Below are 26,248 nucleotides of genomic sequence, written 5' to 3' on the forward strand. Positions count from 1 at the left end.
TCTAGCTCAAAAATTTCGCACTACAATTGATTGATTCTATTAAGAGTTAATCAATTGTTAGCGGCTTTCCTTCTTCTTTACTATGTATTTTATTAATTACTCGTAGGCGCTACAGCAAGCTAGCGATTTTTTTATAAATATGAAAATTTTTTAGGAATTAGTTTATCTTTTTTTTATGTTTTATTTAGAGGCAGTTTATACTCGAGTATTAACATAATAAACGTAGTAACTATTACTATAATCACAAACCGTACAACTTACATTTATAAAATGAGGAGACGATAAAAATGAACAAAAAAACGAAAGCACTATCATCTATATTGCTCGGATTCACACTAGCACTAACCGGGTGCGTTGGTACGAAAGCCGAAGAAAATCATAGTAAACCGAAACAAGAACAAGCTGCTAAAGAAACAAAAAAGGAAAATAAGTTAACGAAAGGCCAAAAAATGGATAACATTCTTAGCGACACAAATTGGCAAGGTACACGAGTATTAGATAAAGATAAAAATGACTTAACAAAAGAAAATGCAAACTTCATTGGTCTTGCAAAATATGATGCAAAGTCAGGAAGATATGAATTCTTTGACGCTAAAACAGGTGCAAGTCGTGGCGATAAAGGAACTTTCTTTATCACAAATGATGGGAAGAAGAGAATATTAATTTCAGAATCAATGAAATATCAAGCTGTTGTTGATATGACAAAGCTAAATAAGAATGTATTTACTTATAAACGAATGGGGAAAGATGCTAACGGTAAAGATGTAGAAGTTTTCGTTGAACATGTTCCATATAAAGAAAAAGAGCTTTCTTTCACTGATCCGGACAAGCAGCTGAACACAACTACAGGCGATATCGTTAAAAACGTTGATGGAGATAAGATTTTAGGCGGAACCCTTTGGCACGGAACTAAAGTATTAGATGAAGCTGGTAATGATATAACACAATTTAATTCGAATTTTATAAGTCTAGCAAAGTTCGATGACAAGTCTAATAAATATGAGTTCTTCAATAGCGAAACAGGCCAAAGCCGCGGTGATTATGGCTACTTCGATGTGTTGCACGAAAATAAAATAAGAGCTCATGTTTCAATTGGAAATAATAAATATGGTGCGGCTCTTGAACTTACTGAACTAAATAATAAGAAATTTACTTATAAAAGAACTGGTAAAGACCAAGCAGGGAAAGACATCACTGTATTTGTTGAACATGAACCTTATACAGGTGATATGAAACCACAATTTAGTTTTTAATTTGTTTGATTAAAAATCTATATTTGATATTTAGAACATGAAGAAGCATAAGCTGACCAAAACGGTCAGCTTATGCTTCTTTTTACATGTAACAACCACTACAGCTCTTCAATTACCTTCGTTAGCTTTTGAAGCGCTGATAAAAGATTTGTTAATTCTTCAGATAAAAAAACTGCTGCCTACAAAATATAGACAGCAGCTACAGTATACATTTTATAACTAATAAACAGCAATCGGCCCATAAGGACCTTTAATAATTTCTATTCTTGTTTCAAAAATATCTGTCAAAAGCGTTGAGTCCATAACTTCTTCTACTGTTCCAAAAGCAGCAATTTGTCCATCTTTCATCGCACAAATTTTATCAGAGTATTTAGCTGCAAAATTTATGTCATGCATAACAGTCAAAATTGTTCTTCCAAATTCATTAGCCGCACGTCTCAAATGCTCCATCATTTGAACAGATCGAGCAACATCAAGGTTGTTCAGCGGCTCATCCAAAAGTACATATTCAGTCTCTTGGCACAATACCATCGCTACATATGCCCTTTGTCTTTGACCACCAGAAAGCTCATCTAAATATCTATTCTCTAAATTAGTTAAATCTAGGAAGTCGATATATTTAGAAATAATAACTTCATCCTCTTTCGTTAATCTTCCCTTTGAATAAGGAAAGCGCCCAAATCCAACTAATTGTCTAACCGTAAGCCTCGTTACAAAATGATTTTCTTGTCGCAATATAGTTAAAACTTTTGCTAAGTCTTTTGATTTGGATTCAGAAACATCCATATTTGCTACCTGGATTTGTCCTTCGTCCATATCTAAAAGTCTACCAATCATCAAAAGTGTCGTTGACTTTCCAGCCCCATTCGGTCCAATTAAAGAAGTAAAGCCCGCTTTTGGTATTTCAATATCCAAAGGTCCTATTTTTACCTTATCCGTATAGAACTTTTTAACATTATCAATTTTTATCATAAAGCCCTCTTCCTTAAAACTATAGTTAAGAATATAATTCCACCAAATAATTCAATAATAACTGAAACTACACCTTGAGCATGGAATACATGATACATTAAAAAATATGCACTCGTCATTATTAAAAATCCGATTGCAAAAGCCATTGGGAAAATATATCTATGATCATAAGTTGACGCCGCCTGATAACTCAAAGTCGCTACTAAAAAGCCGTAGAAAGTAAGTGGCCCAATTAGAGCTGTTGAAATAGACATTAAAATAGCTACTAATACAAGCGTATAAATTACACTAGGTTGATATTTAACTCCAAAGGAAGTAGCAACATCTTTTCCTAGTGACAAAACGTTCAAATTCTTAGAATGAGCAAAAATTAATACCGCTATAATTATGACCATAGGAATTACAACCGGAAAATAAGCCGGATCTGCATGATTAACAGAACCAAATAATCTTGCTTGTAAAATATCAAATTCTGAAGGCGCAAGTAATTTTCTCATGAAAGTTGACACAGAATTTAGCCCGGTACCAATAATAATTCCCACTAAAAGCATAAGTTGTAAATTCCCGTATTTACCGGAAAGTAGCCATCCATAAAGTATCAAACTCATGAAGACCATAACAACGACTTGAAATAAAAATGATCCAATTCCATTAAAATTGATCAATGCACTAACACCAAAGAAGAATACTGTACTCGTTTGAATTGCTGAATAAAGTGATTCGAAACCTAAAAGTGACGGAGTAATAATCTTATTATTCGTAATGGATTGGAAAGCAACTGTCGACAAGCTATGGCAAACAGCTGCAATAATCATTGCAACAATAGCTACTATCCTTCTCTTAACAACTGGGATAAAAGAAGGTGAATCTATCGGAACTGGATTGTTATACACTAAAAGTCCATATGAAGAAAGAAGGCCTAAACCAATCAATGTGATTAGTAAAATCCAATAACGTCTTGCTTCTTTCTTAGAACGAAAAGCGCTAGCTGATCTACTTTCATTATGAAGGCTAGAATCGATTTCGACATTTTCTTTATTTTTATATTCTAATGTGATCATCGTAGCCTCCTTGGTTTTCTTTGTCTCAATAAAATAGTAATAAACACAACTGCTCCCACTGTTGCAAGTATTAAAGAAACAGGTAGTTCAAACGGCTTTATAATTGTTCGAGAAATGATGTCACAAGCAGTTATTGTCCCCATTCCGATCACACAAACCCAAGGTAAATTACTCCTAAGATCATCACCTCTAAACATAGAAACAATATTTGGCACAATTAACCCTAAGAAAGGTAAGTGCCCAATAACAGCTGCAACAATTCCAACTGCAACAGAGATAAGAGCGGTCCCAAAAAGAACAATTCTATTGTAATTAACGCCAAGGCTTGTTGCGACATCTTCTCCTAATCCAGCTAAAGTCAATCTATTCGCGTACATAAAAATAAGCAAAGTAATGATAACTATCAGCCATAAATATTCATATCTTCCTACCTGAATGTTAGCAAATGAACCTACAAACCAAGTTTCAATACTTTGCGTCATTTGAAAAAGAAGTCCCATAAAAGTAGACACTGCAGAAATAACTGCTCCAAGCATCAATCCAATAATCGGGACAATTAAAGACGAACGAAGCTTAACTCTTCTTAAAAATAGAAAGAAAATCATAGTTCCTATAAAAGAAAAAATGATTGCACCAGTCATTCTTTGAACTAACGTCGGGGAAGGAAACAATAAATACACAAAAAGCAGGCCTAAGCCTGACCATTCAATAGTCCCCGTTGTAGTAGGTTCAACAAAGCGATTCTGTGTAATGAGTTGCATGACAAGTCCTGCCATCGCCATCGCAGCTCCAGTAAGCATTAATGCAGCTGTTCTCGGAACGCGAGTGATGAAAAACATCTCTGTTCCGTCCTCTTGTCCACGTATATCATAAACTCCAGTAAACAGTGATATAATCCCTAAAATTACAACAATTATAATCGCTATTATAAAAGGTTTTGTCCATAATTTATTGTGATTATAAAACTGGGGTTGAGAAATATTCTCAACCCTAGAAATTATATTTTTTGACACTGTTTCGTACTCCTTTACACTACTTAGCTAAAGTTTTTGCCATATTTCCAAATAACTCTATATAAGTTTGAATTGATTCATTTGTGTAAGTATCTTCTGGTGCATAAATAACTTGTTTCTTAGAAACAGCAGTTGTGTTTTGAAGAGCAGGTGATTTAGAAATAACATCCTTAGCAGGTGTTGACTTAGCTGCATCAGATGTTGCAGCATCACGATCTAATACAAAAATCCAATCAGGATTTGTTTGTGCAATAGCTTCAACAGAAACGTCATCACCTTTATGACCTGCAGTAGAATTAGAAACTTCTAACGCTGGAGTCCAACCGAAAATTTCATACATTGGTCCCCAAACACGACCAGAGTGCGGCGCAGCAAAGCCAATATTACCACCAGTAACGATAACACTCATAACTTTATCTTTTCCGTTATAAGCAGATTTTGCTTTTTCAATAGATTTATCGAAATCAGCTACTAATTGTTTAGCTTCTTTATCTTTATTAAAGATTTTTCCTAAAGTAATTGTAGAATCTTTAAGTCCTTTTACTAAGTTTTCTCCAGGCTTAGTAGCTTTCTCAGAAACATCAAAATTAAGATCAATAACAGCTGCATTTGGCACTAATTTTTTGATTTCTTCGTAATGATCAGCAAATCTTTGACCAACAATTACAAGGTCAGGGTTTGCAGCGGCAATAATTTCAAGATTTGGTTCACGGTGATTCCCAATATTTTGAACTTTTTCATCCTTTTTATATGCTGAATCAGCAGGCATAATATCCTTTGGAGCAGCTGCTAATTTAATTCCCCAATCAGCTAAAGTTTCAAACGTTCTATTATCTAAAGCAACTACATTCTTTGGATTTACAGGAACAGTAACTTTTCCATGCGCATCAGTGATTTCAACCGTTTTTGGCTTATCACTACCATTATCTTTAGTAGCCTTCGAAGTTTCTTTACCTGAATCTGAGCAAGCTACTAACATTAAAGTGAAAATTGCTAGAATACTTACTAATTTTAAAAGCATAGTTTTTTTCATACGTATACTCCTTATTATGTAATTTATTTCGAAAATGATGACTTCCAAAGATTGAATTAGATAATAACTGCTATTCACCTAAATCAATATTGATAATCATTTTCATTTGAATATCCTGTAAATAAGTATAGTCATTAATTATGTGAAAATCTTGTGAATGGTGTGAGTTAATAAAATTAAAAATAAATTTGATACGGTCTCAACTAATGCGCAGCAGATCCATCCCCCACACCTTATAAAACATGGTTTTTACTGCAAAAAAATAACTATTTCCTGATAGCAATCTTCTTTTTATAGTTTCTGTCTTTTCATATTTCACAGAAACTACTTTATGATCTTATTTTTATCATTCAACCATTGAATAGCCTCTGCCATGTATTGTTTGAATATATCTATTTTTCTTCTCACACTTTAACTTTTTTCTTACATACCCAATATATAAGTCTACTACATTTGGATTTACGACTACGTTATGTCCCCAAACTTGGTTCAAAAGCATTTCACGGCTCAATATTGTATTTTTATTCTTGATTAAAAATACAAGTAAATCGTACTCACGCTTCGTAAGCGAGAGATTTTTACCACCTTTTTTCACAATATTGCTAGATGCATCAACAAAGAGATCTTTAAACTGATAAAAGGTTATCTCATTTTGCTGGTTACAGTTACTTCTCCTTAAAATAGCTTGCACCCTTGCTACTAATTCTTCTTTCGCAAATGGTTTTCTTATATAATCATCAGCTCCAGCTTGTAACCCTGCTACGCAATCCTTGCTAGAAATATTGTCGGTCACAATAATGATGGGTGTCATTTTAACAAGTCGTATTTTCCTGCAAATTTCTGGTCCAGATATACTTAATGAATCCCAATCTAATATGATAATATCCCAATCTTGTTCATATGCTATATTTAAACCTTCGTTTTCATTGTGAAGTTTTAAAATGAAATGGCCTTCTTCCGTTAAACCGCTTACGATTTTCTTTGCTAAAGACCGTTCATTTTTAATTACTAACACCTGCCTCACCGATGGTTCACCTCTACTTCAATATAACTTAGTTACATAAAAAATTATTTAAGATTTATAAATATTAAACCCCTAAAAAATCCATTAAAACAGCTTATTAGGAGAACTCTATATAATCTTACAATAGGTATAGATAGAAACACAAAACATATTAAGATTTGAATAAATTGATTTTATTGATAGAAACTCACCAATCGGGCATTTACGATCAGCTATAGTATCTACCTGCTTATCATCCATAACCATTTCTTTATTTTCTGTTTCAGGGGTACTGCCTCATCCCTATCAACTTAAGTATTTTATAAAAGAACAAAACAAAAAGAACCATAACCTCACCAACCTGGCAAGATTATGGTTCATATCATACAAAATAAAAAACCACCAAATATGTATTGGTGGAGACGGTGGGAGTCGAACCCACGTCCAAAAATATCGGCACTTAAGCTTCTACGAGTGTAGTCGATATATTAGCATTTCGCGAACTCTTCGGCCTATCGACAGGCTTCCAAGTTGCTAGTCTGGTTGTTCTCTTCCTTTGTCCTCAGACGGCGAACTCCGGCGTAGTCCACTTAGTTTGAGTCCCTTACCCTACCACATGGACGATGGAGGGAGGAACCTTTAGTGCAATTAAGCAGCTAAAGAAAGATTGTTTTGTTTGCCAATTATAGGCTTTGACGTTTTAACGAGGCCGATCCCCTCGACTCGCAACCTAAGCTCGAACTATCCCTGTCGAATCCGTAACGTCCCCATGATAAAAATGGAGCATACGAAGAAAATTTCGTGATAGCTACTAAGAGCTGTTTTTCAATGTGCAACAACCTTACATAAGTTATTATAACATACGCGCGCCGTTTTACAAATGTAAATATCTGTATTACATCTTTTGACGATCACGGAACGCGCGTGCAATTTCACGTTTTGCTTCTTTCTCTTTTAAATCGTGACGCTTATCATATTGTTTCTTACCTTTTGCTAAACCAAGTGCCATTTTCGCAAATCCATTTTTCAAATAGATTCTAAGCGGAACTAGTGCGTAACCCGTTTCTTTTGCAGCTCCTGCTAATTTATCAATTTCTTTTTTATGCAGAAGTAACTTTCTCGTACGAAGCGGATCGTGGTTGAAACGATTTCCTTGCTCGTACGTACTAATATGCATATTATGAACCCATACTTCACCATTATGTACACGTGCAAACGCATCTTTCAAGTTCACGCGTCCAGCGCGAATCGACTTAATTTCCGTTCCTTGAAGGACAAGCCCTGCTTCGTATGTTTCTTCGATGAAATAATCATGAAAAGCTTTTTTATTTTGTGCAATAACCTTACCTGAACCTTTTGGCATATAACGTCCCTCCTCTATTTTTACTATTGTAACAAATGTTACTAAAAAGCGAAAGTGGCTCGCCCAGAATGTGAGGTGGATAGAGCTTCTGACCTTGAGGCGTTCTTTGCCTCTAGAGAAGAAGCGAAGCCGCCGAACATTCTAGCCACTGTAGCTGGATTCCGATAAAAAGCGGAAGTGGCTCGCTTAGAATCTTTGGACATTGGAACTCCCGACAGAGAAGCGCTTTTTGCTTCGTCCGAGGGAGTGAAATGGCCAACAGATTCTAGCCACTGTAGCTGGATTTCAATAAAAAGCGAAAGTGGCTCGCTCAGAATGTGAGGTGGATGGAGCTTCTGACCTTGAGGCGTTCTTTGCCTCTAGAGAAGAAGCGAAGCCGCCGAACATTCTAGCCACTGTAGCTGGATTCCATAAAAAGCGAAAGTGGCTCGCTCTCAAGCCACCAATAAAAAAGAAAAAGCCCCGCTTTTTATCAAAGCGAAGCCATCCTTTTCTTACTTACGCTTTTTCTTTTTCTTCTTGAATCCTGGTACGTTTTCGAAGAATGCTTTTTTCTTCTTACCGTTACCATCTTTTTTCCCTGGTTGGCCAGCGGACGAGGATGCAGATCCTCTTCCTTTTCCTTTACCTTTGCCACTACGGTCAAATTTTCTACCTGTCCCACGTTCTCCGCCGCGCTCATTACTGCGCTCGCTACGTCCACCGCGTTTCTTTCTGCCTGTTCTTGGCTGTTCGATAACGACTGGGCGGTCTTTGAACTTACGACGAGGCGTACCTTTCATGCCAACGATTTCAAAGTCGATTGCACGCTCGTCTTTGTTTACGTTAATAACGCGAATTGTAATTTCGTCACCGATGCGGAATACGTTACCTGTACGTTCTCCGATCATTGCGAAATGCTGCTCATCATAACGGTAGTAATCATCCGTTAAGTAGCTAACGTGTACAAGACCTTCAATTGTATTTGGAAGCTCTACGAATAAACCGAAGTTTGTTACAGAGCTAATCATACCGTCATACTCTTCGCCGATCTTATCAAGCATATATTCTGCTTTTTTCAGCTCGTCTGTTTCACGTTCTGCTTCAACTGCACGACGCTCCATATTAGAAGAGTGCTCTGCAATCTCAGGTAATTTTTCACGCCATTTTGCTTGTGTTTCATTGTCGACTTTACCGTTAATGATGTATTCACGAATTAATCGATGAACAATCGTATCTGGGTAACGACGAATTGGTGATGTGAAATGTGTGTAGAACTCAGTTGATAAACCGAAATGTCCTAAGCTTTCTGCATCGTAACGTGCTTGCTTCATAGAACGAAGCATTACTGTAGAAATGACTACTTCTTCTGGTTGCCCTTGAACCATTTCAAGAATTTGTTGTAGCGCACGAGGGTGTACTTCATTTGCACGTCCTTTTACTGCATATCCGAAGTTCGTTACAAACTCGAAGAAACGCTCTAACTTATCTTCTTTCGGATCTTCATGGACACGGTACATGAATGGTACGTTCATCCAGTGGAAATGCTCTGCTACTGTTTCGTTCGCGACAAGCATAAATTCTTCAATTAACTTCTCTGATACAGAACGATCACGCATAACAACGTCTGTCGGTTTTCCTTCTTCATCTACTAATACTTTCGCTTCTTTAAAGTCAAAGTCGATTGCCCCGCGGCGCATACGTTTTTCACGTAAAATTTGTGCCAATTGGCCCATCTCTTTAAACATCGGTACGAGCGGCTCATAGCGTTTAATTAATTCTTCGTCCTCATCTTCTAAAATGCTTCTTACGTCAGCATACGTCATACGCTCTGTCGTTTTAATTACACTTTGGAAAATCTCGTGTTTAACAACGTCACCTAAATTATTGATTTCCATTTCACAAGATAACGTCAGACGGTCTACTTTCGGATTTAATGAACAAATACCGTTAGATAGACGATGCGGAATCATCGGAATTACACGGTCAACAAGATATACACTCGTCGCTCTTTCCGCTGCTTCTACATCAATTGGAGAACCTTCTTGAACGTAATGACTTACGTCCGCAATGTGAACACCAAGCTTGTAGTTACCGTTCTCAAGTTTCGTTACTGTAACAGCGTCATCTAAATCTTTTGCGTCTGCACCGTCAATCGTTACGATCATTTGGTCACGTAGGTCACGGCGATCTTTTAAATCTTCTTCTGAAATCGTTTCTGGTACACTGTTTGCGTGCTCCATCACTTCTTCAGGGAACGCTAAAGGCAAATGATGTTTATGGATAACAGATAAAATATCTACTCCTGGATCATTTTTATGACCTAGAATTTGAATAACTTCACCTTCTGCACTTAAACGATTCTCTGGATAGCTCGTAATTTTCACAACTACTTTATGACCTTCTACAGCACCCATTGATGCACTTTTCAATACGAAAATGTCACTTGTCCAGCGCTTATTGTCAGGTATAACAAATCCAAAGTTTTTCGATTCTGTATATGTACCAACTAACTCTTTCGTTCCGCGTTCTAAAATGCGTACAATGGAACCTTCTTGACGCGAACCACTCGATTGGGAACTAAGGCGTGCTAATACTGTATCGCCGTGAAGTGCACCGTTTAATTCTGTAGGCGGGATGAAAAGATCATCGTCTCCTGTTTTCTTCTCGTCTGGTACAACAAATGCAAAACCACGCGCATGTCCAATTAACTTACCACGTATTAAATTCATCTTTTCAGGAAGACCGTAACGGTTGCTACGAGTACGAATAACAAGTCCCTTTTCTTCCATCGTTACAAGTGCTTTTACGAAATCTTTAAAGCCCTCAGAACCTTCAATCCCAAATGCCTCTTCTAACTCTTGTATCGTTAGCGGTTTATACGCTTCTTCTCTCATAAATAATAACAACTTATCAATATGTTCTTGTATGATTTCTTCCAAGCAAAAATACCTCCTTTAAAACCTTATATTATTTAGTGTATCCGAAAGATAGGGGATGTATAAAGCGAAACTTCAATACTCCCCTTATGATTTTTACAGTTTTCACAAAAAATTCCTTATGAAAAAAAGAGGCAACTAGATCTTACCAATCTAGTTGCTCCAAGAAGTTATATACATCCTCATGTAGCTCGTCACGCTGCTTATCAAGTGTAATGACATGCGTAGAGTCTTCATACCATTTAATGTCTTTTAACGTTGATTCTACACCGTTATAAATAATGTTCGCACTATCTGTATTAATCATTTCATCATGACGCGCTTGTACAACAAATGTTGGTGCATAAATCATGTCCACATTGTTACGTACGTCAGCAATTAATTGTTGTAATGCTTTTAATGTATTCATCGGTGTCTTTTGGAATTCCAACATTTCTTGTTCGATTTGCTCTGGTGATTTTTGCTCACGCTTTTTATATTCGCGGGCATATGCCAATATACCTTGGTACATCGTTTCTTCACTCTTAATATACATTGGTGCACACATTGGTACTACACCTAAAACCGGTACTGTATAACCTAATTTTAGTGAAAATACTCCGCCAAGTGACAATCCAACGACAGCAATTTTCTCAAAACCTTTATCTTTTAAAAGCTGATATGCCTCCGTTACATCTTGCCACCAATCTTCAGGACCTGTATGAACAAGCTCTTCTGGTGGTACACCGTGCCCTTTATAAATTGGGGCATGACAAGTGTAGCCTTTCTTTTCTAAGAAACGCCCTAACATACGTACATCAGCTGAGTTTCCTGTGAATCCATGTAGTAATAAAACAGCGCGGTCTCCACCCTCAAATGTAAATGGTTTCGGAGATGCTAATTTCATCATGTACTTCTCCTCTTTCTCTTCTGTAATCTAGTCGTATTCTTTCTATATCTAGTGTACCATATTTATATTTCTATAATCTAATTAGAAACATCTTTCAAATGGCAAAACAAAAAAAGAAGAACCATTAGTACATCTTACTAACGCTTCTTCTTTCAATTCTATAAGTTTAAGTACGTAACACCAATTGTTAATGCGAAGAACAATACAGCTAAAACAATTGTAATACGGTTTAATACCGCTTCAATTCCACGTGCTTTTTGCTTACCAAATAATTGCTCTGCACCGCCTGAAATTGCACCTGAAAGGCCTGAGCTATTACTAGACTGCATAAGTACCATAACAATCATTAAAATCGATACAATAATAAGTAAAACGGATAATAACGTATGCACTTGGCGTACCTCCTACAAAGATTCAGTTATTGTAACTGTAGCATAAATTCTATAGAAAAGCGAGAGCTATAGAGGCGCTCTCGCTTTTCTTCCCTTACATAAACATCATTGCAAATAACGGTCCGAGCAAACATGTTAAAATGGCTGTTAATGTCATTGTTACCGATCCAATAACACCTTCATGTTCATTATTTTTCATCGCTCTCATCACGCCCATAATATGAGAAGCACATCCAAATCCGATACCTTTACCAACTGAGTTTGTAACGCGGCTCCATTTTAATAAAAGCGGGCCGGTAATTGTTCCCGTAATACCTGCAATAACAACGAAAGCTGCTGTTAATGACGGTACACCACCAACTTGCTCTGAAACACTCATCGCAACTGGCATTGTCACTGATTTTGGTAAAGAAGATAAAATTAAGCTTTTATCTGTTCCCATAAGTGACGCAATAGCAAAGTCACTTGCAATGGCAACTGTTGTACCTACTAGTACCCCGCCGGCAATCGGTACAACATATTTTTGAAGAACGTGGCGTTGTTTATAAAGAGGAATTGCAAATGCTACAACACCTGGTCCGAGCAGTTTTGCAATCCAGCCACCACCACTTTCCATATAATGTTGATACGGTATATCAAGCACGATAAATAGGAAAGCCATTAATCCTGTTGCTACAAGCATTGGAATGGTGAATGGTGTTGGAAATAATTTATAGATTTTTTTAGATAATTGATATAATAGCACCGTAAAAAGAACCCAACCGATCCCGATTAATATTTGACTCATCGCGACTCTCTTTCCTTTCTATTCGCAAGATATTGTCCTGTATGTCCTGCGACAATAATGATTAAAAATGTACTCGCTACAACTGTAATGAAAAGAGAAATTCCTTTACTCATAAAAAAAGCACCGTAATTCATTAGGCCAAGCGTTGGCGGAATTAATAAAAACGGCATAATAGCAACGAGTGTCTCTGCTCCTAAATCGAACCATTTCACTGGAAGAACTTTTAGGCTAAGTAAAACAAGTAAGAGGAACATTCCAATCAAACTTCCTGGGATCGGAATATTTAACATTTCTTGTACCCAAGTTCCAACCATATAAAAAACGTAAAGAGCAGCAATTTGGACAAGAATCTTTGTAAATTTCATGTTCATCATCCCTCTTGTTTATACGATCTTCTGTTAATATCTTTATCATAGTATAAATTGTAAAAAGCTGCAATTTATCAACTTGACAGCAAAAAACGCCTATGTTATACGCTTACAACCTTGATATGACTACATTTATAAACAAAAATTAAGTCAAAAACCTTGACCTAATATAAGAAGTTTTTATTTTCTGAATTTTAAAGGTTGTTATTTCAATAAAATAATCTTTTTATCCTTAAGCTTACATATATATAAACATGATAGGTGGTGAACATATGCCCAAAAAAGTTCTTATTTTTTGTGATCCTGGCATTGATGATACGATGGCTCTCCTCTTAGCGTTCTTTATCGATGAAATAGAAATCATCGGCATTGTTGCTGATTACGGCAATGTTCCAAAAGAGATGGCCGTACAAAATGCTCATTTTCTTAAGAATGAAACAAGGAATAGAAATATTAAGATATTCGGTGGTTCAGAACGCCCTCTTACTGGTGCCCCGCCTGCTTTTTTTACAGAAGTACACGGGAAACAAGGGCTTGGGCCAATTATTCCAAATGGGAATGTGACTAACGGAGAAATGGAGAATTTCTTTGAAGTGATTCCTCTTATTGAACAGTATAAAGATGAATTAATCATTGTAAGTTTAGGAAGACTTACCTCTCTAGCAATTTTATTTATCATGTGCAAACAGTTAATGAAACAAATTAAATCTTACTACGTAATGGGCGGTGCCTTTTTACATCCTGGTAATGTTACCCCTATTTCTGAAGCAAACTTTTATGGTGATCCTACTGCCGCTAATATAGTCCTTCAATCCTCACCTAACATGTACATCTATCCATTAAACGTCACCCAATATTCCATCATTACACCAGAAATGGCTGAATATATTGAAGCAAAAGGAAAAGCCCCACTCGTCAAACCGTTATTCGATCATTATTACTACGGCTATTATAAAAATGCTCTACCACATTTAAAGGGTAGCCCCTTCCATGACACAATGCCAATACTCGCTTTACTTGATAACTCTATGTTTACGTATCACAAATCCCCTATCGTTGTCATGACAGAATCCTCTGCACAAGGAGCAAGCATAGGGGAATTTCGTTCTTTAGTGAACCAAAAGCCATTTATTGATTGGCCGGGTCATCAAATTGCAATTGATTTTGATTATAACAGTTTCTTTAAACATTTCATGTCACTTATGACGGGGGAACAATTTTAGCATAAAAAAACAGACCGTGATTTCTCACGGTCTGTCGTTATTTTCTACAATTATCGTTTGATGTTGTAGAAAGATTTGATACCATCGTAAACAGCGATTTCGCCTAGTTCGTCTTCGATGCGTAATAATTGGTTGTACTTAGCAATACGGTCAGTACGGCTCATAGAACCAGTTTTGATTTGGCCAGCGTTAGTTGCAACTGCGATGTCAGCGATTGTAGCATCTTCAGTTTCACCAGAACGGTGAGATACAACTGCTGTGTAACCAGCACGTTTAGCCATTTCGATAGCTTCGAAAGTCTCAGTTAAAGTACCGATTTGGTTAACTTTAATTAAGATTGAGTTAGAGATACCTTTTTCGATACCTTCAGCAAGTTTTTGAGTGTTAGTTACGAATAAATCGTCACCAACTAATTGTACTTTGCTTCCAAGACGCTCAGTTAATAATTTGTGACCATCCCAGTCGTTTTCGTCTAAACCATCTTCGATAGAGATGATTGGGAAGTCTTTGCAAAGCTCTTCGTAGAAATCAACCATTTCTGCAGAAGTTAAGCCAGTACGGCCTTCGCCTGCAAGGTCATATTTACCAGTTTCTTTGTTGTAGAATTCAGAAGAAGCAACGTCCATTCCTAAGAATACGTTCTCGCCAGCTTTGTAACCAGCTTTTTCGATAGCTTCGATGATTACTTCTAATGCTTCACGGTTAGAACCAAGGTTTGGAGCGAATCCACCTTCGTCACCTACTGCAGTGTTAAGACCTTTGTCATGTAATACAGCTTTAAGTGCATGGAATACTTCAGCACCCATACGGATTGATTCTTTGAATGTTGGAGCACCAACTGGTAAGATCATGAACTCTTGGAAGTCTACGTTGTTATCAGCGTGAGAACCACCGTTGATGATGTTCATCATTGGAGTTGGTAATTGTTTTGCATTGAATCCACCAAGGTAACGGTATAATGGAAGACCTACGAAGTCAGCTGCTGCGTGAGCTACTGCCATAGATACACCAAGGATAGCGTTAGCGCCTAGTTTACCTTTGTTTGGAGTGCCATCTAATTCGATCATAGCACGGTCGATACCAGCTTGGTCAGTTACATCGAAACCAACGATTTCTGGAGCGATAATTTCGTTAACGTTGTTTACTGCGTTAACAACACCTTTACCAAGGTAACGAGATTTGTCACCGTCACGTAATTCTACTGCTTCGTGTTCACCAGTAGATGCACCACTTGGTACGATAGCGCGTCCGAAAGCGCCGCTTTCTGTGTAAACTTCTACTTCTACAGTTGGGTTACCACGAGAGTCAAGGACTTCGCGAGCGTAAACATCAATAATTGTTGACATAATAAATTCTCTCCTTTTTATATAAGCAAATTATTTAATAATTGTTTTACCTGTCATTTCTTTCGGTTGCTCAACACCAAGAAGTGTAAGCATAGTTGGAGCGATATCACCTAAGATACCACCTTCACGTAATTCTACGTCGTTCTTAGTAACAATGAAAGGAACCGGGTTAGTTGTATGAGCTGTCATTGGCTCTCCTTCAGAAGTTAATTCTTCATCCGCATTACCATGGTCAGCAGTAATAAGTGCTACACCATCTTTTGCAAGAATCGCTTCTACAACTTTTCCTAAACATTCGTCAGTTGCTTCTACTGCTTTAATTGTTGGTTCCATCATCCCAGAATGGCCAACCATATCACAGTTCGCAAAGTTAAGAATGATAACATCATGTTTATCATTTTCGATTTCATTTACTAAAGCGTCCGTTACTTCGTAAATGCTCATTTCAGGTTTCAAGTCATACGTTGCAACCTTCGGTGAGTTAATTAAGATACGTTCTTCTCCTGGGAATTCAGCCTCACGACCACCGCTAAAGAAGAATGTAACGTGCGGATACTTTTCAGTTTCCGCGATGCGAAGTTGCTTTAATCCCGCTTGCGCAACAACTTCACCTAAAGTGTTATCAAGGTTCATTGGCTTGAATGCCACGTAACCATCTACTGTTTCACTAAAGTGTGTCATACATACGAATTCTGGAATGTGAGGTACTTTTTCACCACGATCGAACTCACGGAAGTCTTCGTTTGTAAATACACGAGCAATTTGAATTGCACGGTCTGGACGGAAGTTATAGAAGATAACTGCATCATCATCATTGATTGTTGCAACTGGCGTGTTATCTTCGTTAACAATTACAGACGGCAATACGAATTCATCGTAGATACCATTTGCATAAGAGTCTTCTACACACTCTTCTGCTGATTTATAAGTAGGTCCTTCACCATTCACCATAGCACGGTAACATTTTTCTACGCGATCCCAACGCTTGTCACGGTCCATGGAGTAATAACGACCAGAGATAGTCGCGAATTGTCCTACTCCTGTTTCTTTAATTACTTCATTTGTTGCATCGATATAGCTTTGTGCTGTTTTTGGTCCAACATCGCGGCCATCTAAGAATGCATGAATGTATACTTTCTCAACGCCTTCTTTAGCTGCTAAGCGAAGAAGAGCAAACATGTGGTTCATGTGACTGTGCACACCACCGTCAGAAAGTAAACCGAATAAATGAAGTGCAGTACCTTTTTCTTTTACGCTTTTAATTGCACTTTGGAACGTTTCGTTCTTATCGAACTCACCTTCACGAATTGCAACGTTTACGCGTGTTAAGCTTTGATATACAATGCGGCCAGCACCGATATTTAAGTGACCAACCTCAGAGTTACCCATTTGACCTTCTGGAAGACCTACTGCCTCGCCACAAGCTGTAAGCGTTGTGTGAGGAAATTTGTTCCAGTAACCATCAAAATTAGGTTTCTTAGCTTGTGCTACAGCATTCCCGTAAGTTTCTTCACGAAGTCCGAAACCGTCAAGAATAATTAGAGCTGTTGGCTTTCTCATTTTACCGCCTCCAGAAGACCTAAGAACGAAGCAGGCTCTAAGCTAGCACCGCCAACTAAAGCGCCGTCGATGTCAGATTGTGCCATGTACTCTTTAATGTTTTCTGGTTTTACGCTACCGCCGTATTGAATACGAACAGCTTCTGCAGCAGCTGGAGAAACAGCTTCTGCAACAACTTTACGGATGTGCGCACATACTTCGTTTGCATCTGCAGAAGAAGAAGATTTACCTGTACCGATAGCCCAGATTGGCTCATAAGCGATAACAGTTGCTTTAACTTGCTCTTCAGTTAAACCTGCAAGTGCTTTTGTCACTTGACCTGCTACTAGATCAAATGTTTTTCCGCTTTCGCGCTCTTCTAAAGTCTCACCACAACATACGATTGGTGTTAAACCATGTTCAAATGCTGCGATAGTCTTTTTGTTTACTGACTCATCTGTTTCAGCAAACATTTCACGACGCTCAGAGTGGCCAAGTACTACATAGCCAACTTTTAAGTCGCTAAGTGCTACTGGGCTAATTTCGCCAGTGAATGCACCATTTTTTTCGAAGTGCATGTTTTGTGCACCTACTTGTAAATCAGTTCCTTCAGTCGCTGCTACAAGGCGCTCTAAGAATAGAGCTGGAGAGCAAACTACTGCATCAACAGCTGAAGCTGCTGGGATTTGACCTTTAACTTCCTCTACGAAGCTAACTGCTTCAGATAGAGTTTTATTCATTTTCCAGTTACCTGCGATAATTGGTTTACGCATGCTTTGCACCGTCCTTTTTCTTTGGCTGCTACTTATTTGTCGTTAAGACAAACTACACCTGGAAGCTCTTTACCTTCCATGAATTCTAATGACGCACCGCCGCCAGTAGAAATGTGGCTCATTTTATCAGCCATACCGAATTTTTCAACAGCTGCTGCAGAGTCACCACCGCCGATAACAGAGTATGTACCTTCTGCATCTGCTAATGCTTGTCCTACTGCTTTTGTACCTTGTGAGAATGGAGTCATTTCGAATACACCCATTGGTCCATTCCATACAACAAGCTTAGAGTTTTTAATTACATCTGCATAAATTTCACGTGTTTTAGGACCGATGTCCACGCCTTCCCAGTTAGAAGGGATAGAGTCGATACCAACGATTTTAGTTGTTGCAGTTTCAGAGAATTCCTCAGTGATTACAACATCAACTGGCATGTAGAAGTTTACGCCTTTTTCTTTTGCAAGTTGCATAAATTCTTTTGCTAGTTCGATCTTGTCGTCTTCACATAGAGATAGACCAATTTCATGACCTAAAGCTTTAACGAATGTGTAAGCAAGTCCGCCACCGATGATTAAGTTATCTACTTTGTCTAATAGATGACGAATTACACCGATTTTATCTTTTACTTTCGCCCCACCGATGATAGCTGTGAATGGACGATCTGGGTTAGAAAGTGCTTTTCCAAGAACATCTAACTCTTTTTCCATTAGTAAACCAGATACTGCTGGTAGGTAGTCCGCGATACCTGCTGTAGAAGCGTGAGCACGGTGAGCTGCACCGAATGCATCGTTTACGAAGATGTCAGCAAGAGCTGCAAATTCTTTCGCAAGTTCTGCATCGTTCTTTTCTTCGCCCGCATAGAAACGTACGTTTTCAAGAACTAATACGTCGCCTTCGTTCATTGCTGCAACCATTTCTTGTGCAACTGGTCCGAATGCTTCGTCTGCTTTTTTAACATCTTTACCAAGAAGCTCGCCTAAACGTGCTGCTACTGGAGTAAGACGTAATTCTTCTACTACTTGACCTTTTGGACGGCCTAAGTGGCTTGCTAAAATAACTTTCGCACCTTGCTCCACTAAATATTGAATTGTAGGAAGAGCTGCACGGATACGAGTTTCATCTGTAATTTTGCCTTCTTTCATAGGTACGTTGAAGTCAACGCGGCAAAATACACGCTTACCTTTTAAATCTACGTCACGAATTGATTTTTTGTTCATTGGATTTCCCTCCGACTACTAGTTAGGATTGACAAAACCCACTCAAAAGCTTAACACATTTGCTTTTAAAACGAAAGAAGAGAGAGAGGGAACAAACCCTCTCCCTCGTTTTGTCATTGATAACTTATATAATTAAGAATTAAAGACCTTTTGAAGTCATGTAAGCTGCTAGGTCTACTACGCGGTTAGAGTAACCAGTTTCGTTATCGTACCAAGAAAGTACTTTAACCATGTTACCTTCCATTACCATTGTAGATAATGCATCGATTGTAGAAGAAGCTGTACATCCGTTATAGTCGATAGATACTAATGGCTCTTCGCTGTATCCAAGGATACCTTTTAATTCGCCTTCAGCTGCTGCTTTGAATGCTGCATTTACTTCTTCAACTGTTACTTCTTTGTCAAGTTCAACAACTAGGTCAACTAGAGAAACGTTAGCAGTTGGAACACGTACAGCGCCACCGTTTAATTTACCTTTAAGTTCTGGTAATACTAATGCTACTGCTTTAGCTGCACCAGTAGATGTTGGGATCATGTTTTCAGCTGCTGCACGAGCACGACGTAAATCTTTGTGTGGTAAGTCTAAGATTTGTTGGTCGTTAGTGTAAGAGTGAATTGTTGTCATCATTCCGCGTTTTACGCCGAATTTTTCGTTTAATACTTTAGCGAATGGAGCTAAGCAGTTTGTAGTACAAGAAGCGTTAGATACTACGTTGTGGCTAGCTGCATCGTATTGTTCGTGGTTAACACCCATAACTACAGTGATATCTTCGTCAGAAGCTGGAGCTGAGATGATAACTTTTTTAACTGATCCACCTAAGTGTTTTTCAGCGTCTGCTTTTTTAGTGAAACGGCCAGTAGATTCTACTACGATTTCTACTCCGTAGTCGCTCCATGGTAATTGTGCTGGGTCACGCTCAGCGATAACTTTAATTTCTTTACCGTTAACAACAATGCTGCTTTCGTTAGCAGATACTTCTGCGTTTAAAGTTCCGTGAACTGTGTCATATTTTAAAAGGTGAGCTAAAGTTTTAGCATCTGTTAAGTCGTTGATTGCTACTACTTCTACCTCTGGGTTGTTAAGTGCTGCGCGGAATACGTTACGTCCGATACGTCCAAATCCATTAATACCAATTTTAGTCATTTGAATTTCCTCCTTGGGGGATTATATTAAAGGGTAATACCCTTTGTTAACTGTTTTGCTGCACCTTCATCTGTAATTAGAATTGAAGTGTGCCCTTGTTTAATTACAGCCTGTATTGCCTTTGCCTTTGAAGAACCTCCAGCGACTGCAACAACGTGAGATACATTTTGTAAATCCTCTAGTTGCATACCAACTGTTCTTACTTTATGAACAACATTTCCTTGTTCATTAAAGTAGTAACCGAAAGCTTCGCCAACTGCTTCGCTTGCCTGAATCTTTAACCAATCTGCTTCTGAAGTATTTCTGCGACGTGCCATTGTTAACGCATCACCTATTCCATGAATGACGATATTGGAAGATCGAATCAACTCAAGAACTTCTTTCACGGAAGGCTCTGTCACAATAGACGCATATGCTTCGCTGCTAACATGGTCTGGAACATACAATAAGCGATAATTACTCATCGTATTTTGCGCCATTTTGGCACAAATGGTATTGGCTTCTAACTCGACGCCTTCTCCAATTCCACCACGTGCTGGGACAAATAGCATATGTAAATCTTTGCAATCAAGCTGCATCATGTCCGCAACAGCAGCTAGCGTAGTTCCTCCAGCCACAGCAACGATATTATTCGCTGTCAGACGGTCTTTTATACAAGTCACACAAGCACGGCCCATCTCCAGTTTGACCCAAGGCGATTCATCACTATCACCAGGGACAACGAAAACTTCATCCAAGTCTAATGTTTCCTTAAGTTGCTTTTCTAAAACCTTTAACCCGGAAATTTCTTTCATAAAGTCTTCCAAAGCAAGAACTAAAGCTGTTCCTTCTTCTGTCAAAGTCATTCCAGAAGAAGCGACGTGAACTAAGTTTTGTTCTTTCAAAACTTGAACTTCACTTCGCAATACTCGTTCTGTCATACCGAGACTTGCTGATAAATTTCTTCTTCCAATTGGCTGCATAAGCCTAATGTATTGAAGAATTTGCATTCTCGTTTGCATAACAGGTAGCAGATCAGGTAATAATTTTTTTGTGTTCTGAATCCATGAGCGCATATCTTTTCTCCTCACTACATCGGTTCATTTTCCCTCATGGTCACTTTACGTCCCGTAGTGACATTTTGTGTCCCACATAGGTTAAAAAAATAATCCCTGCTACGTGTATTATTGTAACAGGAGATAGAAACTTATTCAACTCTTAACTGCATTCTTTATATAGTTTATTATGACACCTTTGTGAATGTTACCATATTCTACTTGTTTTCCGTCTATTTCTACAACCGGAATCATTAGATGATATTTTTCTAAAAAGTCATTATCTTCATATATATCTATTTCCTCAATTTGAAAAGAATATTCACATTGTACTTCCTGTAAAACTTGTTTCGCCTTCACGCAAAGGCCACAATCATTTTTTGTATACAGTACAACTTTCATCTTCTTCACCTATCCGATCGTTTTTCGTAATGACGACGCTGGGATGTGCATTTGCTCTCTATACTTCGCCACTGTTCTTCGAGAAATAACGATTTCATGCTCTTCTTCTAACAATTTTGAAATCTTTTGATCTGAAAGTGGCTTTTTCTTATTCTCTGCCTCAACAAGCGTTTGAATAAATTGTTTTACACGCTTTGTAGAGACTGCTTCATCTTCAGTAGTCGAAACGGCATTACTAAAGAACGATTTCATCTCAAATAAACCGTGTGGTGTTTGCACATATTTATTTCGCGTTGCGCGACTAATTGTCGATTCATGCACACTTAACTCTTCGGCTACTTCTTTTAAAGCAAGTGGCTTTAAATACTCCGGACCTTTCCAGAAGAAATCACGTTGTTTTTCCATAATAATGGTCATTACTTGCAAAAGCGTTTGTTTTCTCTGTTTCAAACTACGCATAATCCACTGCACATGCTGATACTTTTCTGAAACGTAAGATGCTACTTCACTTTCACTATTATTAAGAAGCGCACTATATTCAGAATGAATTTCAATTCTCGGCATATTTCTCTCATTCATTTGTAAAACGAGACGATCACCATCTTTTTTCACCGCCATATCAGGCACAATATAAAGTGGTTTATCAGAAGAAAACGCAAGACCTGGTTTCGGCTGTAATGACGTAATACAGTTCACCGCCGATTGCAATTCCTCATTACTACACTTCAACACTTGAACGAGCTTTCGCCAATCTTTCTTCACGAAATAAGCGAAATGGTCTTCTACAACCTCTTCTGCTAATCCATCCCGTCTTTGTAAGCGCTTCAATTGCAAAGTTAGACATTCCTGAATATTACGCGCCCCTACCCCTGCTGGCTCCAGTGATTGGACAAGCTCTACAGAGCGGTCAACTACATGAAGTGGTACGGAAAGAAGATTTGCTAACTCTTCATTCGTTTCTTGTAAATACCCATTTCCATCCATGTTCATAATAATGAAAGAAGCTACTTTTCGCTCTTCTTCCTCTATTTTATAATACTGTATTTGATTTAATAAATGTTGCTGAATCGTTGTAGAATCCACACTGTAGATTTCCATCTGATTCTCGACTTGTTTGCTGGTACTTTTACTGTTGTTAGAGCTCTTTTTCTTCTCCCTCTCAAAACCACCTAACTCAATAAGGGGATTCTCTAACGATTGCTCATACAAAAACTCCGATAATTCTTGTACATTATACTGGAGCATTGTAATCGCTTGCCTTAACTCTTGTGTCATTGCCAAACGTAAGCTTTGTTCTTGTAAAAGACTTGCCTTCAAACTAATCTCCCCCTTGTTTCTATTGTACAATAAGTTTGGTAAAAGGAGAATGCTATCACAGACACCCATTCCAAAATATTATTAATTTATATGTATTAATGAGATTTACAACTTACAACCGAAATTTGAATAATATTGAAAGAAAATAATAACGGAATTAATTTATAATCAAGTACTAATATTAAATCTTATTATCAGATATAACAAGAGAGAAATAAAAAAAGTCCTAACCTACAAAACGTAAGTTAGGACTTTTTGACGCGCCCAGAGGGATTCGAACCCCCGGCAGACGTGGTACCGGAAACCACCGCTCTATCCGACTGAGCTATGGGCGCATGATAATAGAAAACACTTCATTTTCTTCTCATAATAATAGCAATAAAATCCATCTAAATCAATAAAAATATCCCCGTAATCCTTTATGACGCTTAGTTATGAGTATATTAACAAAGCACCCACCCCTAAATTTTCCAATCATAAATTCACCCCAACTCACAAATTATAATCTTTGAATTGATATTCCAAAGGGGGCTTCATTCAATGACTGTAATTACGAAATTAAAACAAACTGTTTCTGGATTAAAAAGTGCACAAGCTAGCTTAGAGGGATTCGCTCTTGATACGGATAATCAACAAGCTAAGCAACTTTTCCAAACAGCTGCACAGCAAACACAAACGATTATCGATTCTTTAAACCCACGCGTTGAAGAAGTCCAACAAGAAGAACCACAATACTCACAGCAATAACGAATCAGTCTTGCTGTGAAATAGAAAAAGGATGATATGCAGTCATCCTTTTTCTATCACATTACATATTGCAATAGAAATGGAATGATAAATATGCAAAAACTCGGACTCATAACCGTATTATTTGCCCTTCTATTTAGCTCTTTTACCGGATGTGATAATAGTCCTTTAGATAAAAAAGTGAAAGAAGAAGCAAAACGAACGGAGAAAGAGAAAGGTCCAAAGTTAACAAAAACGAGTATGGAATCCTTTAATCAATCTATATCACAAGGAGCCAAGAAAAGAGCTCTCACTATGGATGAAATTATAAAAAGTACAGCAGTAAATTCAAATTTAGATCTCTACATAGCAGTTACACCTGAGCATCACGAAAGATTTGGATTAAAACCTCTCCGTAAGAAGCTCCAAAAGCAGCTAAGTGATGAGCACCCCACTTTCGATGTTCGTGTAAGTACAGATAAAAAAATCTTTATGTTACTTGAAAAGCTTGAAAGAAAAATTAAGGAAAAGAAAGTATCTAAAGATGAAATTAATAAACAATTAAAATTCATTGGTAAAAAAATGGAGTCTAACACTTAACGCTTTTTAAAAGAAAAGGAAGGTTTGCAATGTCTAGTAAAGATAAAAACTTAACCCCTGTGCAACAGGAATATAAAAAATTCGAGCAAGAACGCGAACCGAAGCGTCCTGTCTTAAAAAACTGTATAAAAGCCTTTTTCGTTGGTGGTTTCATTTGCCTAATTGGGCAACTCATTTCTACTTTTTATATTACGTATTTCGATTTCACTGAACGCTCAGCAGGGAATCCAACAGTAGCAACTCTTATTTTCATCTCGATGTTACTAACTGGGTTCGGCGTATATGATCGTCTCGGTCAATTTGCAGGTGCTGGGACAGCTGTACCTGTCACTGGATTTGGTAACTCTGTTGTCGCCGCATGTATCGAGCACCGGACGGAAGGGTTTGTCCTTGGCGTTGGCGGTAACATGTTTAAATTAGCCGGCTCCGTTATTTTATTTGGTGTATTTTCAGCTTTCGTCATCGCACTTATTAAAACGATTCTCGTTCAATGGGGAGGGCTATAAATGTTACAAGGACACCGAACGTGGGTATTTGAAAACAAACCAGTTATTATTTCGACAGGAGTCGTCGGCGGGCCGTTTGAAGCAAAAGGAAAAATCCCCGAAGACTTCGATATCCTTCATGAAGATTTATGGCTCGGACAAGATTCCTATGAAAAAGCACATAAAATTTTGTTCGAAGAAGCTTGTAGCCGCGCCACTGAAAAAGCAGAACTTCGTAAAGACGATATCCAATTTGTACTCGCAGGAGATTTAATTAATCAAATTACCCCTACAAGCTTTGCTTGCCGTACACTGGGTACTCCTTATCTCGGACTATTCGGCGCTTGTTCTACTTCTATGGAAGGTTTAGCACTTGGGGCGAGTATCGTAAATGCAAAAGGCGCAAAATATTTATTAACTGGTGCATCCAGTCATAATACAGCTGTAGAAAAACAATTCCGCTATCCTACCGAATATGGCGGACAAAAGCCACCTACCGCGCAGTGGACAGTAACTGGAGCAGGAGCCGCTATTTTAAGTGATACTGGAAACGGCCCTAGGGTAACATCAGCCACAATCGGAAAAGTGGTTGATATGGGATTAACAGATCCGTTTAATATGGGAGGCGCAATGGCTCCAGCCGCCGTCGATACAATTGAGGCCCACCTACGCGAACGCCAAATCGACGCCTCTTACTACGATTTAATCGTAACCGGTGACCTCGGACATGTCGGCCGCGAAATTGCTTATGACTTATTACATAAACACGGAACGAAAGTAACGAGCGAACAGTTTCAAGATTGCGGGCTGCTCATTTATAGAGAAGGGCAACCTGTCATAGCTGGGGCTAGTGGACCAGGATGTTCCGCAACAGTCGTGTACGGTCATTTATTAAACAGAATGAAAAGAGGAGAGTTCAAAAAAATACTTGTCGTTGCGACAGGCGCTTTACTATCTCCACTTACATTCCAACAAGAAGAAACGATTCCGTGCATCGCTCACGCCGTTTCAATTGAATTCGGAGGTGCAACGCAATGATTTTTTTCTGGGCTTTCGTCATTGGCGGACTCATATGTGTAATTGGCCAACTTATGTTTGATGTCGGCAAACTAACACCCGCTCATACAATGGCAACACTCGTTGTTGCTGGAGCTATATTAGATGGATTCAATTTGTATGAACCATTAATTGACTTCGCTGGAGCTGGGGCAACCGTACCTATTACAAGCTTTGGTAATGCCCTCGTTCACGGCGCAATGGAAGAAGCCGCAAAACATGGCATCGTTGGCGTTATTACCGGCATGTTTAAAGTAACAAGCGCCGGTGTATCCGCAGCTATTATTTTCGGCTTCATCGGAGCATTGCTATTCAAACCGAAAGGATAAGGTGT

General features: G+C 38.2%; 26 protein-coding genes, 1 tRNA gene and 1 other RNA gene. 7 read left to right on the plus strand and 21 right to left on the minus strand.

The window, feature by feature from the left end:
* Positions 1 to 287: 287 nt before the first annotated feature.
* Positions 288 to 1,253, plus strand: coding sequence for a DUF4822 domain-containing protein (locus tag ACTFR9_RS16875; RefSeq protein WP_076856392.1), 966 nt, complete (start codon positions 288 to 290; stop codon positions 1,251 to 1,253).
* Between the two features lie 219 nt (positions 1,254 to 1,472).
* On the opposite strand, the gene ACTFR9_RS16880 is transcribed toward ACTFR9_RS16875, so the two are convergent.
* The 12 genes from ACTFR9_RS16880 to ACTFR9_RS16935 form a co-directional block, all read right to left on the minus strand.
* Entirely contained in the window at positions 1,473 to 2,225 is a 753-nt protein-coding gene (locus ACTFR9_RS16880; protein ID WP_000590068.1) for a siderophore ABC transporter ATP-binding protein, read from the minus strand.
* Positions 2,222 to 3,286: an iron chelate uptake ABC transporter family permease subunit gene (locus ACTFR9_RS16885; protein WP_071728215.1), complete on the minus strand. Its 1,065-nt coding sequence runs from the start codon at positions 3,284 to 3,286 to the stop codon at positions 2,222 to 2,224. The genes ACTFR9_RS16880 and ACTFR9_RS16885 overlap by 4 nt, the downstream gene beginning before the upstream one ends.
* Positions 3,283 to 4,299 carry an ABC transporter permease gene (locus ACTFR9_RS16890; protein WP_000041817.1) on the minus strand — a complete coding sequence of 339 codons (1,017 nt, stop codon included), beginning with the start codon at positions 4,297 to 4,299 and terminating at the stop codon, positions 3,283 to 3,285. Before ACTFR9_RS16890 ends, ACTFR9_RS16885 begins: the two co-directional genes overlap by 4 nt.
* 19 nt (positions 4,300 to 4,318) lie before the next feature.
* On the minus strand, positions 4,319 to 5,332 hold the full coding sequence (locus tag ACTFR9_RS16895) for a siderophore ABC transporter substrate-binding protein (protein ID WP_000753431.1): 1,014 nt from the start codon (positions 5,330 to 5,332) through the stop codon (positions 4,319 to 4,321).
* 346 nt (positions 5,333 to 5,678) lie between these two features.
* Positions 5,679 to 6,356, minus strand: coding sequence for a response regulator transcription factor (locus tag ACTFR9_RS16900; RefSeq protein ID WP_001250243.1), 678 nt, complete (start codon positions 6,354 to 6,356; stop codon positions 5,679 to 5,681).
* A gap of 393 nt (positions 6,357 to 6,749) precedes the next feature.
* Positions 6,750 to 7,104: a transfer-messenger RNA gene (ssrA, locus tag ACTFR9_RS16905) on the minus strand.
* Positions 7,105 to 7,230: 126 nt separating this feature from the next.
* Complete coding sequence (gene smpB, locus ACTFR9_RS16910) at positions 7,231 to 7,698, minus strand: SsrA-binding protein (protein WP_001123902.1); 468 nt, start codon at positions 7,696 to 7,698, stop codon at positions 7,231 to 7,233.
* Between the two features lie 494 nt (positions 7,699 to 8,192).
* Positions 8,193 to 10,619, minus strand: a complete 2,427-nt coding sequence (gene rnr / locus ACTFR9_RS16915) for a ribonuclease R (protein ID WP_229136633.1) — start codon at positions 10,617 to 10,619, stop codon at positions 8,193 to 8,195.
* A gap of 142 nt (positions 10,620 to 10,761) precedes the next feature.
* On the minus strand, positions 10,762 to 11,502 hold the full coding sequence (gene estA, locus ACTFR9_RS16920) for a carboxylesterase (protein WP_000761976.1): 741 nt from the start codon (positions 11,500 to 11,502) through the stop codon (positions 10,762 to 10,764).
* A 161-nt stretch (positions 11,503 to 11,663) separates the two neighbouring features.
* Entirely contained in the window at positions 11,664 to 11,897 is a 234-nt protein-coding gene (secG, locus tag ACTFR9_RS16925) for a preprotein translocase subunit SecG (protein ID WP_000557262.1), read from the minus strand.
* 94 nt (positions 11,898 to 11,991) lie between these two features.
* On the minus strand, positions 11,992 to 12,684 hold the full coding sequence (locus ACTFR9_RS16930) for an LrgB family protein (RefSeq protein ID WP_000078304.1): 693 nt from the start codon (positions 12,682 to 12,684) through the stop codon (positions 11,992 to 11,994).
* Positions 12,681 to 13,049: a CidA/LrgA family holin-like protein gene (locus ACTFR9_RS16935; RefSeq protein ID WP_000673222.1), complete on the minus strand. Its 369-nt coding sequence runs from the start codon at positions 13,047 to 13,049 to the stop codon at positions 12,681 to 12,683. The genes ACTFR9_RS16930 and ACTFR9_RS16935 overlap by 4 nt, the downstream gene beginning before the upstream one ends.
* 275 nt (positions 13,050 to 13,324) lie before the next feature.
* On the opposite strand from ACTFR9_RS16935, the gene ACTFR9_RS16940 reads away from it, so the two are divergent.
* On the plus strand, positions 13,325 to 14,275 hold the full coding sequence (locus ACTFR9_RS16940; RefSeq protein WP_001125031.1) for a nucleoside hydrolase: 951 nt from the start codon (positions 13,325 to 13,327) through the stop codon (positions 14,273 to 14,275).
* Between the two features lie 50 nt (positions 14,276 to 14,325).
* Here the strand turns inward: ACTFR9_RS16940 and eno are convergent, their stop codons facing one another.
* From eno to ACTFR9_RS16985, 9 genes are all read right to left on the minus strand, one after another.
* Positions 14,326 to 15,621, minus strand: coding sequence for a phosphopyruvate hydratase (gene eno, locus ACTFR9_RS16945; protein ID WP_000103957.1), 1,296 nt, complete (start codon positions 15,619 to 15,621; stop codon positions 14,326 to 14,328).
* Between the two features lie 30 nt (positions 15,622 to 15,651).
* A complete protein-coding gene (gpmI, locus tag ACTFR9_RS16950) occupies positions 15,652 to 17,181 on the minus strand; it encodes a 2,3-bisphosphoglycerate-independent phosphoglycerate mutase (RefSeq protein WP_048557389.1) in 1,530 nt (509 codons plus the stop codon).
* Positions 17,178 to 17,933, minus strand: coding sequence for a triose-phosphate isomerase (tpiA, locus tag ACTFR9_RS16955; protein WP_001231036.1), 756 nt, complete (start codon positions 17,931 to 17,933; stop codon positions 17,178 to 17,180). Before tpiA ends, gpmI begins: the two co-directional genes overlap by 4 nt.
* 32 nt (positions 17,934 to 17,965) lie before the next feature.
* Positions 17,966 to 19,150, minus strand: a complete 1,185-nt coding sequence (locus ACTFR9_RS16960; protein WP_001036342.1) for a phosphoglycerate kinase — start codon at positions 19,148 to 19,150, stop codon at positions 17,966 to 17,968.
* 139 nt (positions 19,151 to 19,289) lie between these two features.
* Positions 19,290 to 20,294 (minus strand): type I glyceraldehyde-3-phosphate dehydrogenase, encoded by a 1,005-nt coding sequence (gene gap, locus ACTFR9_RS16965; protein ID WP_000161231.1) that lies wholly within the window; start codon positions 20,292 to 20,294, stop codon positions 19,290 to 19,292.
* 26 nt (positions 20,295 to 20,320) lie between these two features.
* Positions 20,321 to 21,349 carry a gapA transcriptional regulator CggR gene (gene cggR / locus ACTFR9_RS16970; protein WP_001258187.1) on the minus strand — a complete coding sequence of 343 codons (1,029 nt, stop codon included), beginning with the start codon at positions 21,347 to 21,349 and terminating at the stop codon, positions 20,321 to 20,323.
* A gap of 135 nt (positions 21,350 to 21,484) precedes the next feature.
* A complete protein-coding gene (locus tag ACTFR9_RS16975; RefSeq protein ID WP_440049001.1) occupies positions 21,485 to 21,730 on the minus strand; it encodes a glutaredoxin family protein in 246 nt (81 codons plus the stop codon).
* Positions 21,731 to 21,739: 9 nt separating this feature from the next.
* On the minus strand, positions 21,740 to 23,047 hold the full coding sequence (rpoN, locus tag ACTFR9_RS16980; RefSeq protein WP_229136631.1) for an RNA polymerase factor sigma-54: 1,308 nt from the start codon (positions 23,045 to 23,047) through the stop codon (positions 21,740 to 21,742).
* 259 nt (positions 23,048 to 23,306) lie between these two features.
* Positions 23,307 to 23,382, minus strand: a tRNA-Arg gene (locus tag ACTFR9_RS16985).
* A gap of 205 nt (positions 23,383 to 23,587) precedes the next feature.
* On the opposite strand from ACTFR9_RS16985, the gene ACTFR9_RS16990 reads away from it, so the two are divergent.
* The 5 genes from ACTFR9_RS16990 to spoVAE all read left to right on the plus strand — a co-directional run bounded on the left by ACTFR9_RS16990 (position 23,588) and on the right by spoVAE (position 26,243).
* Complete coding sequence (locus ACTFR9_RS16990; RefSeq protein WP_000216166.1) at positions 23,588 to 23,794, plus strand: DUF1657 domain-containing protein; 207 nt, start codon at positions 23,588 to 23,590, stop codon at positions 23,792 to 23,794.
* A gap of 93 nt (positions 23,795 to 23,887) precedes the next feature.
* Entirely contained in the window at positions 23,888 to 24,373 is a 486-nt protein-coding gene (locus ACTFR9_RS16995; protein WP_001170598.1) for a YhcN/YlaJ family sporulation lipoprotein, read from the plus strand.
* Between the two features lie 29 nt (positions 24,374 to 24,402).
* Entirely contained in the window at positions 24,403 to 24,879 is a 477-nt protein-coding gene (gene spoVAC, locus ACTFR9_RS17000; RefSeq protein ID WP_000095407.1) for a stage V sporulation protein AC, read from the plus strand.
* Positions 24,880 to 25,896: a stage V sporulation protein AD gene (spoVAD, locus tag ACTFR9_RS17005; protein WP_000938956.1), complete on the plus strand. Its 1,017-nt coding sequence runs from the start codon at positions 24,880 to 24,882 to the stop codon at positions 25,894 to 25,896. It begins immediately after the preceding gene.
* Complete coding sequence (gene spoVAE / locus ACTFR9_RS17010; RefSeq protein WP_000575919.1) at positions 25,893 to 26,243, plus strand: stage V sporulation protein AE; 351 nt, start codon at positions 25,893 to 25,895, stop codon at positions 26,241 to 26,243. Before spoVAD ends, spoVAE begins: the two co-directional genes overlap by 4 nt.
* The last annotated feature ends 5 nt before the right edge of the window (positions 26,244 to 26,248 follow it).

It is taken from the genome of Bacillus cereus group sp. MYBK222-1 (genome assembly GCF_051916425.1).
GTDB lineage: Bacteria > Bacillota > Bacilli > Bacillales > Bacillaceae_G > Bacillus_A > Bacillus_A paranthracis.

Coding starts and splice junctions, on each gene's coding strand:
- ACTFR9_RS16880 (WP_000590068.1), bottom strand. CDS start 2,225: ATGATAAAAATTGATAATGTTAAAAAGTTCTATACGGATAAGGTAAAA.
- ACTFR9_RS16995 (WP_001170598.1), top strand. CDS start 23,888: ATGCAAAAACTCGGACTCATAACCGTATTATTTGCCCTTCTATTTAGC.
- ACTFR9_RS16960 (WP_001036342.1), bottom strand. CDS start 19,150: ATGAACAAAAAATCAATTCGTGACGTAGATTTAAAAGGTAAGCGTGTA.
- ACTFR9_RS16875 (WP_076856392.1), top strand. CDS start 288: ATGAACAAAAAAACGAAAGCACTATCATCTATATTGCTCGGATTCACA.
- eno (WP_000103957.1), bottom strand. CDS start 15,621: ATGTCAACAATTATTGATGTTTACGCTCGCGAAGTCCTTGACTCTCGT.
- ACTFR9_RS16990 (WP_000216166.1), top strand. CDS start 23,588: ATGACTGTAATTACGAAATTAAAACAAACTGTTTCTGGATTAAAAAGT.
- tpiA (WP_001231036.1), bottom strand. CDS start 17,933: ATGCGTAAACCAATTATCGCAGGTAACTGGAAAATGAATAAAACTCTA.
- ACTFR9_RS16940 (WP_001125031.1), top strand. CDS start 13,325: ATGCCCAAAAAAGTTCTTATTTTTTGTGATCCTGGCATTGATGATACG.
- smpB (WP_001123902.1), bottom strand. CDS start 7,698: ATGCCAAAAGGTTCAGGTAAGGTTATTGCACAAAATAAAAAAGCTTTT.
- estA (WP_000761976.1), bottom strand. CDS start 11,502: ATGAAATTAGCATCTCCGAAACCATTTACATTTGAGGGTGGAGACCGC.
- gpmI (WP_048557389.1), bottom strand. CDS start 17,181: ATGAGAAAGCCAACAGCTCTAATTATTCTTGACGGTTTCGGACTTCGT.
- ACTFR9_RS16935 (WP_000673222.1), bottom strand. CDS start 13,049: ATGAAATTTACAAAGATTCTTGTCCAAATTGCTGCTCTTTACGTTTTT.
- ACTFR9_RS16895 (WP_000753431.1), bottom strand. CDS start 5,332: ATGAAAAAAACTATGCTTTTAAAATTAGTAAGTATTCTAGCAATTTTC.
- ACTFR9_RS16885 (WP_071728215.1), bottom strand. CDS start 3,286: ATGATCACATTAGAATATAAAAATAAAGAAAATGTCGAAATCGATTCT.
- gap (WP_000161231.1), bottom strand. CDS start 20,294: ATGACTAAAATTGGTATTAATGGATTTGGACGTATCGGACGTAACGTA.
- spoVAE (WP_000575919.1), top strand. CDS start 25,893: ATGATTTTTTTCTGGGCTTTCGTCATTGGCGGACTCATATGTGTAATT.
- spoVAD (WP_000938956.1), top strand. CDS start 24,880: ATGTTACAAGGACACCGAACGTGGGTATTTGAAAACAAACCAGTTATT.
- cggR (WP_001258187.1), bottom strand. CDS start 21,349: ATGCGCTCATGGATTCAGAACACAAAAAAATTATTACCTGATCTGCTA.
- ACTFR9_RS16930 (WP_000078304.1), bottom strand. CDS start 12,684: ATGAGTCAAATATTAATCGGGATCGGTTGGGTTCTTTTTACGGTGCTA.
- ACTFR9_RS16975 (WP_440049001.1), bottom strand. CDS start 21,730: ATGAAAGTTGTACTGTATACAAAAAATGATTGTGGCCTTTGCGTGAAG.
- spoVAC (WP_000095407.1), top strand. CDS start 24,403: ATGTCTAGTAAAGATAAAAACTTAACCCCTGTGCAACAGGAATATAAA.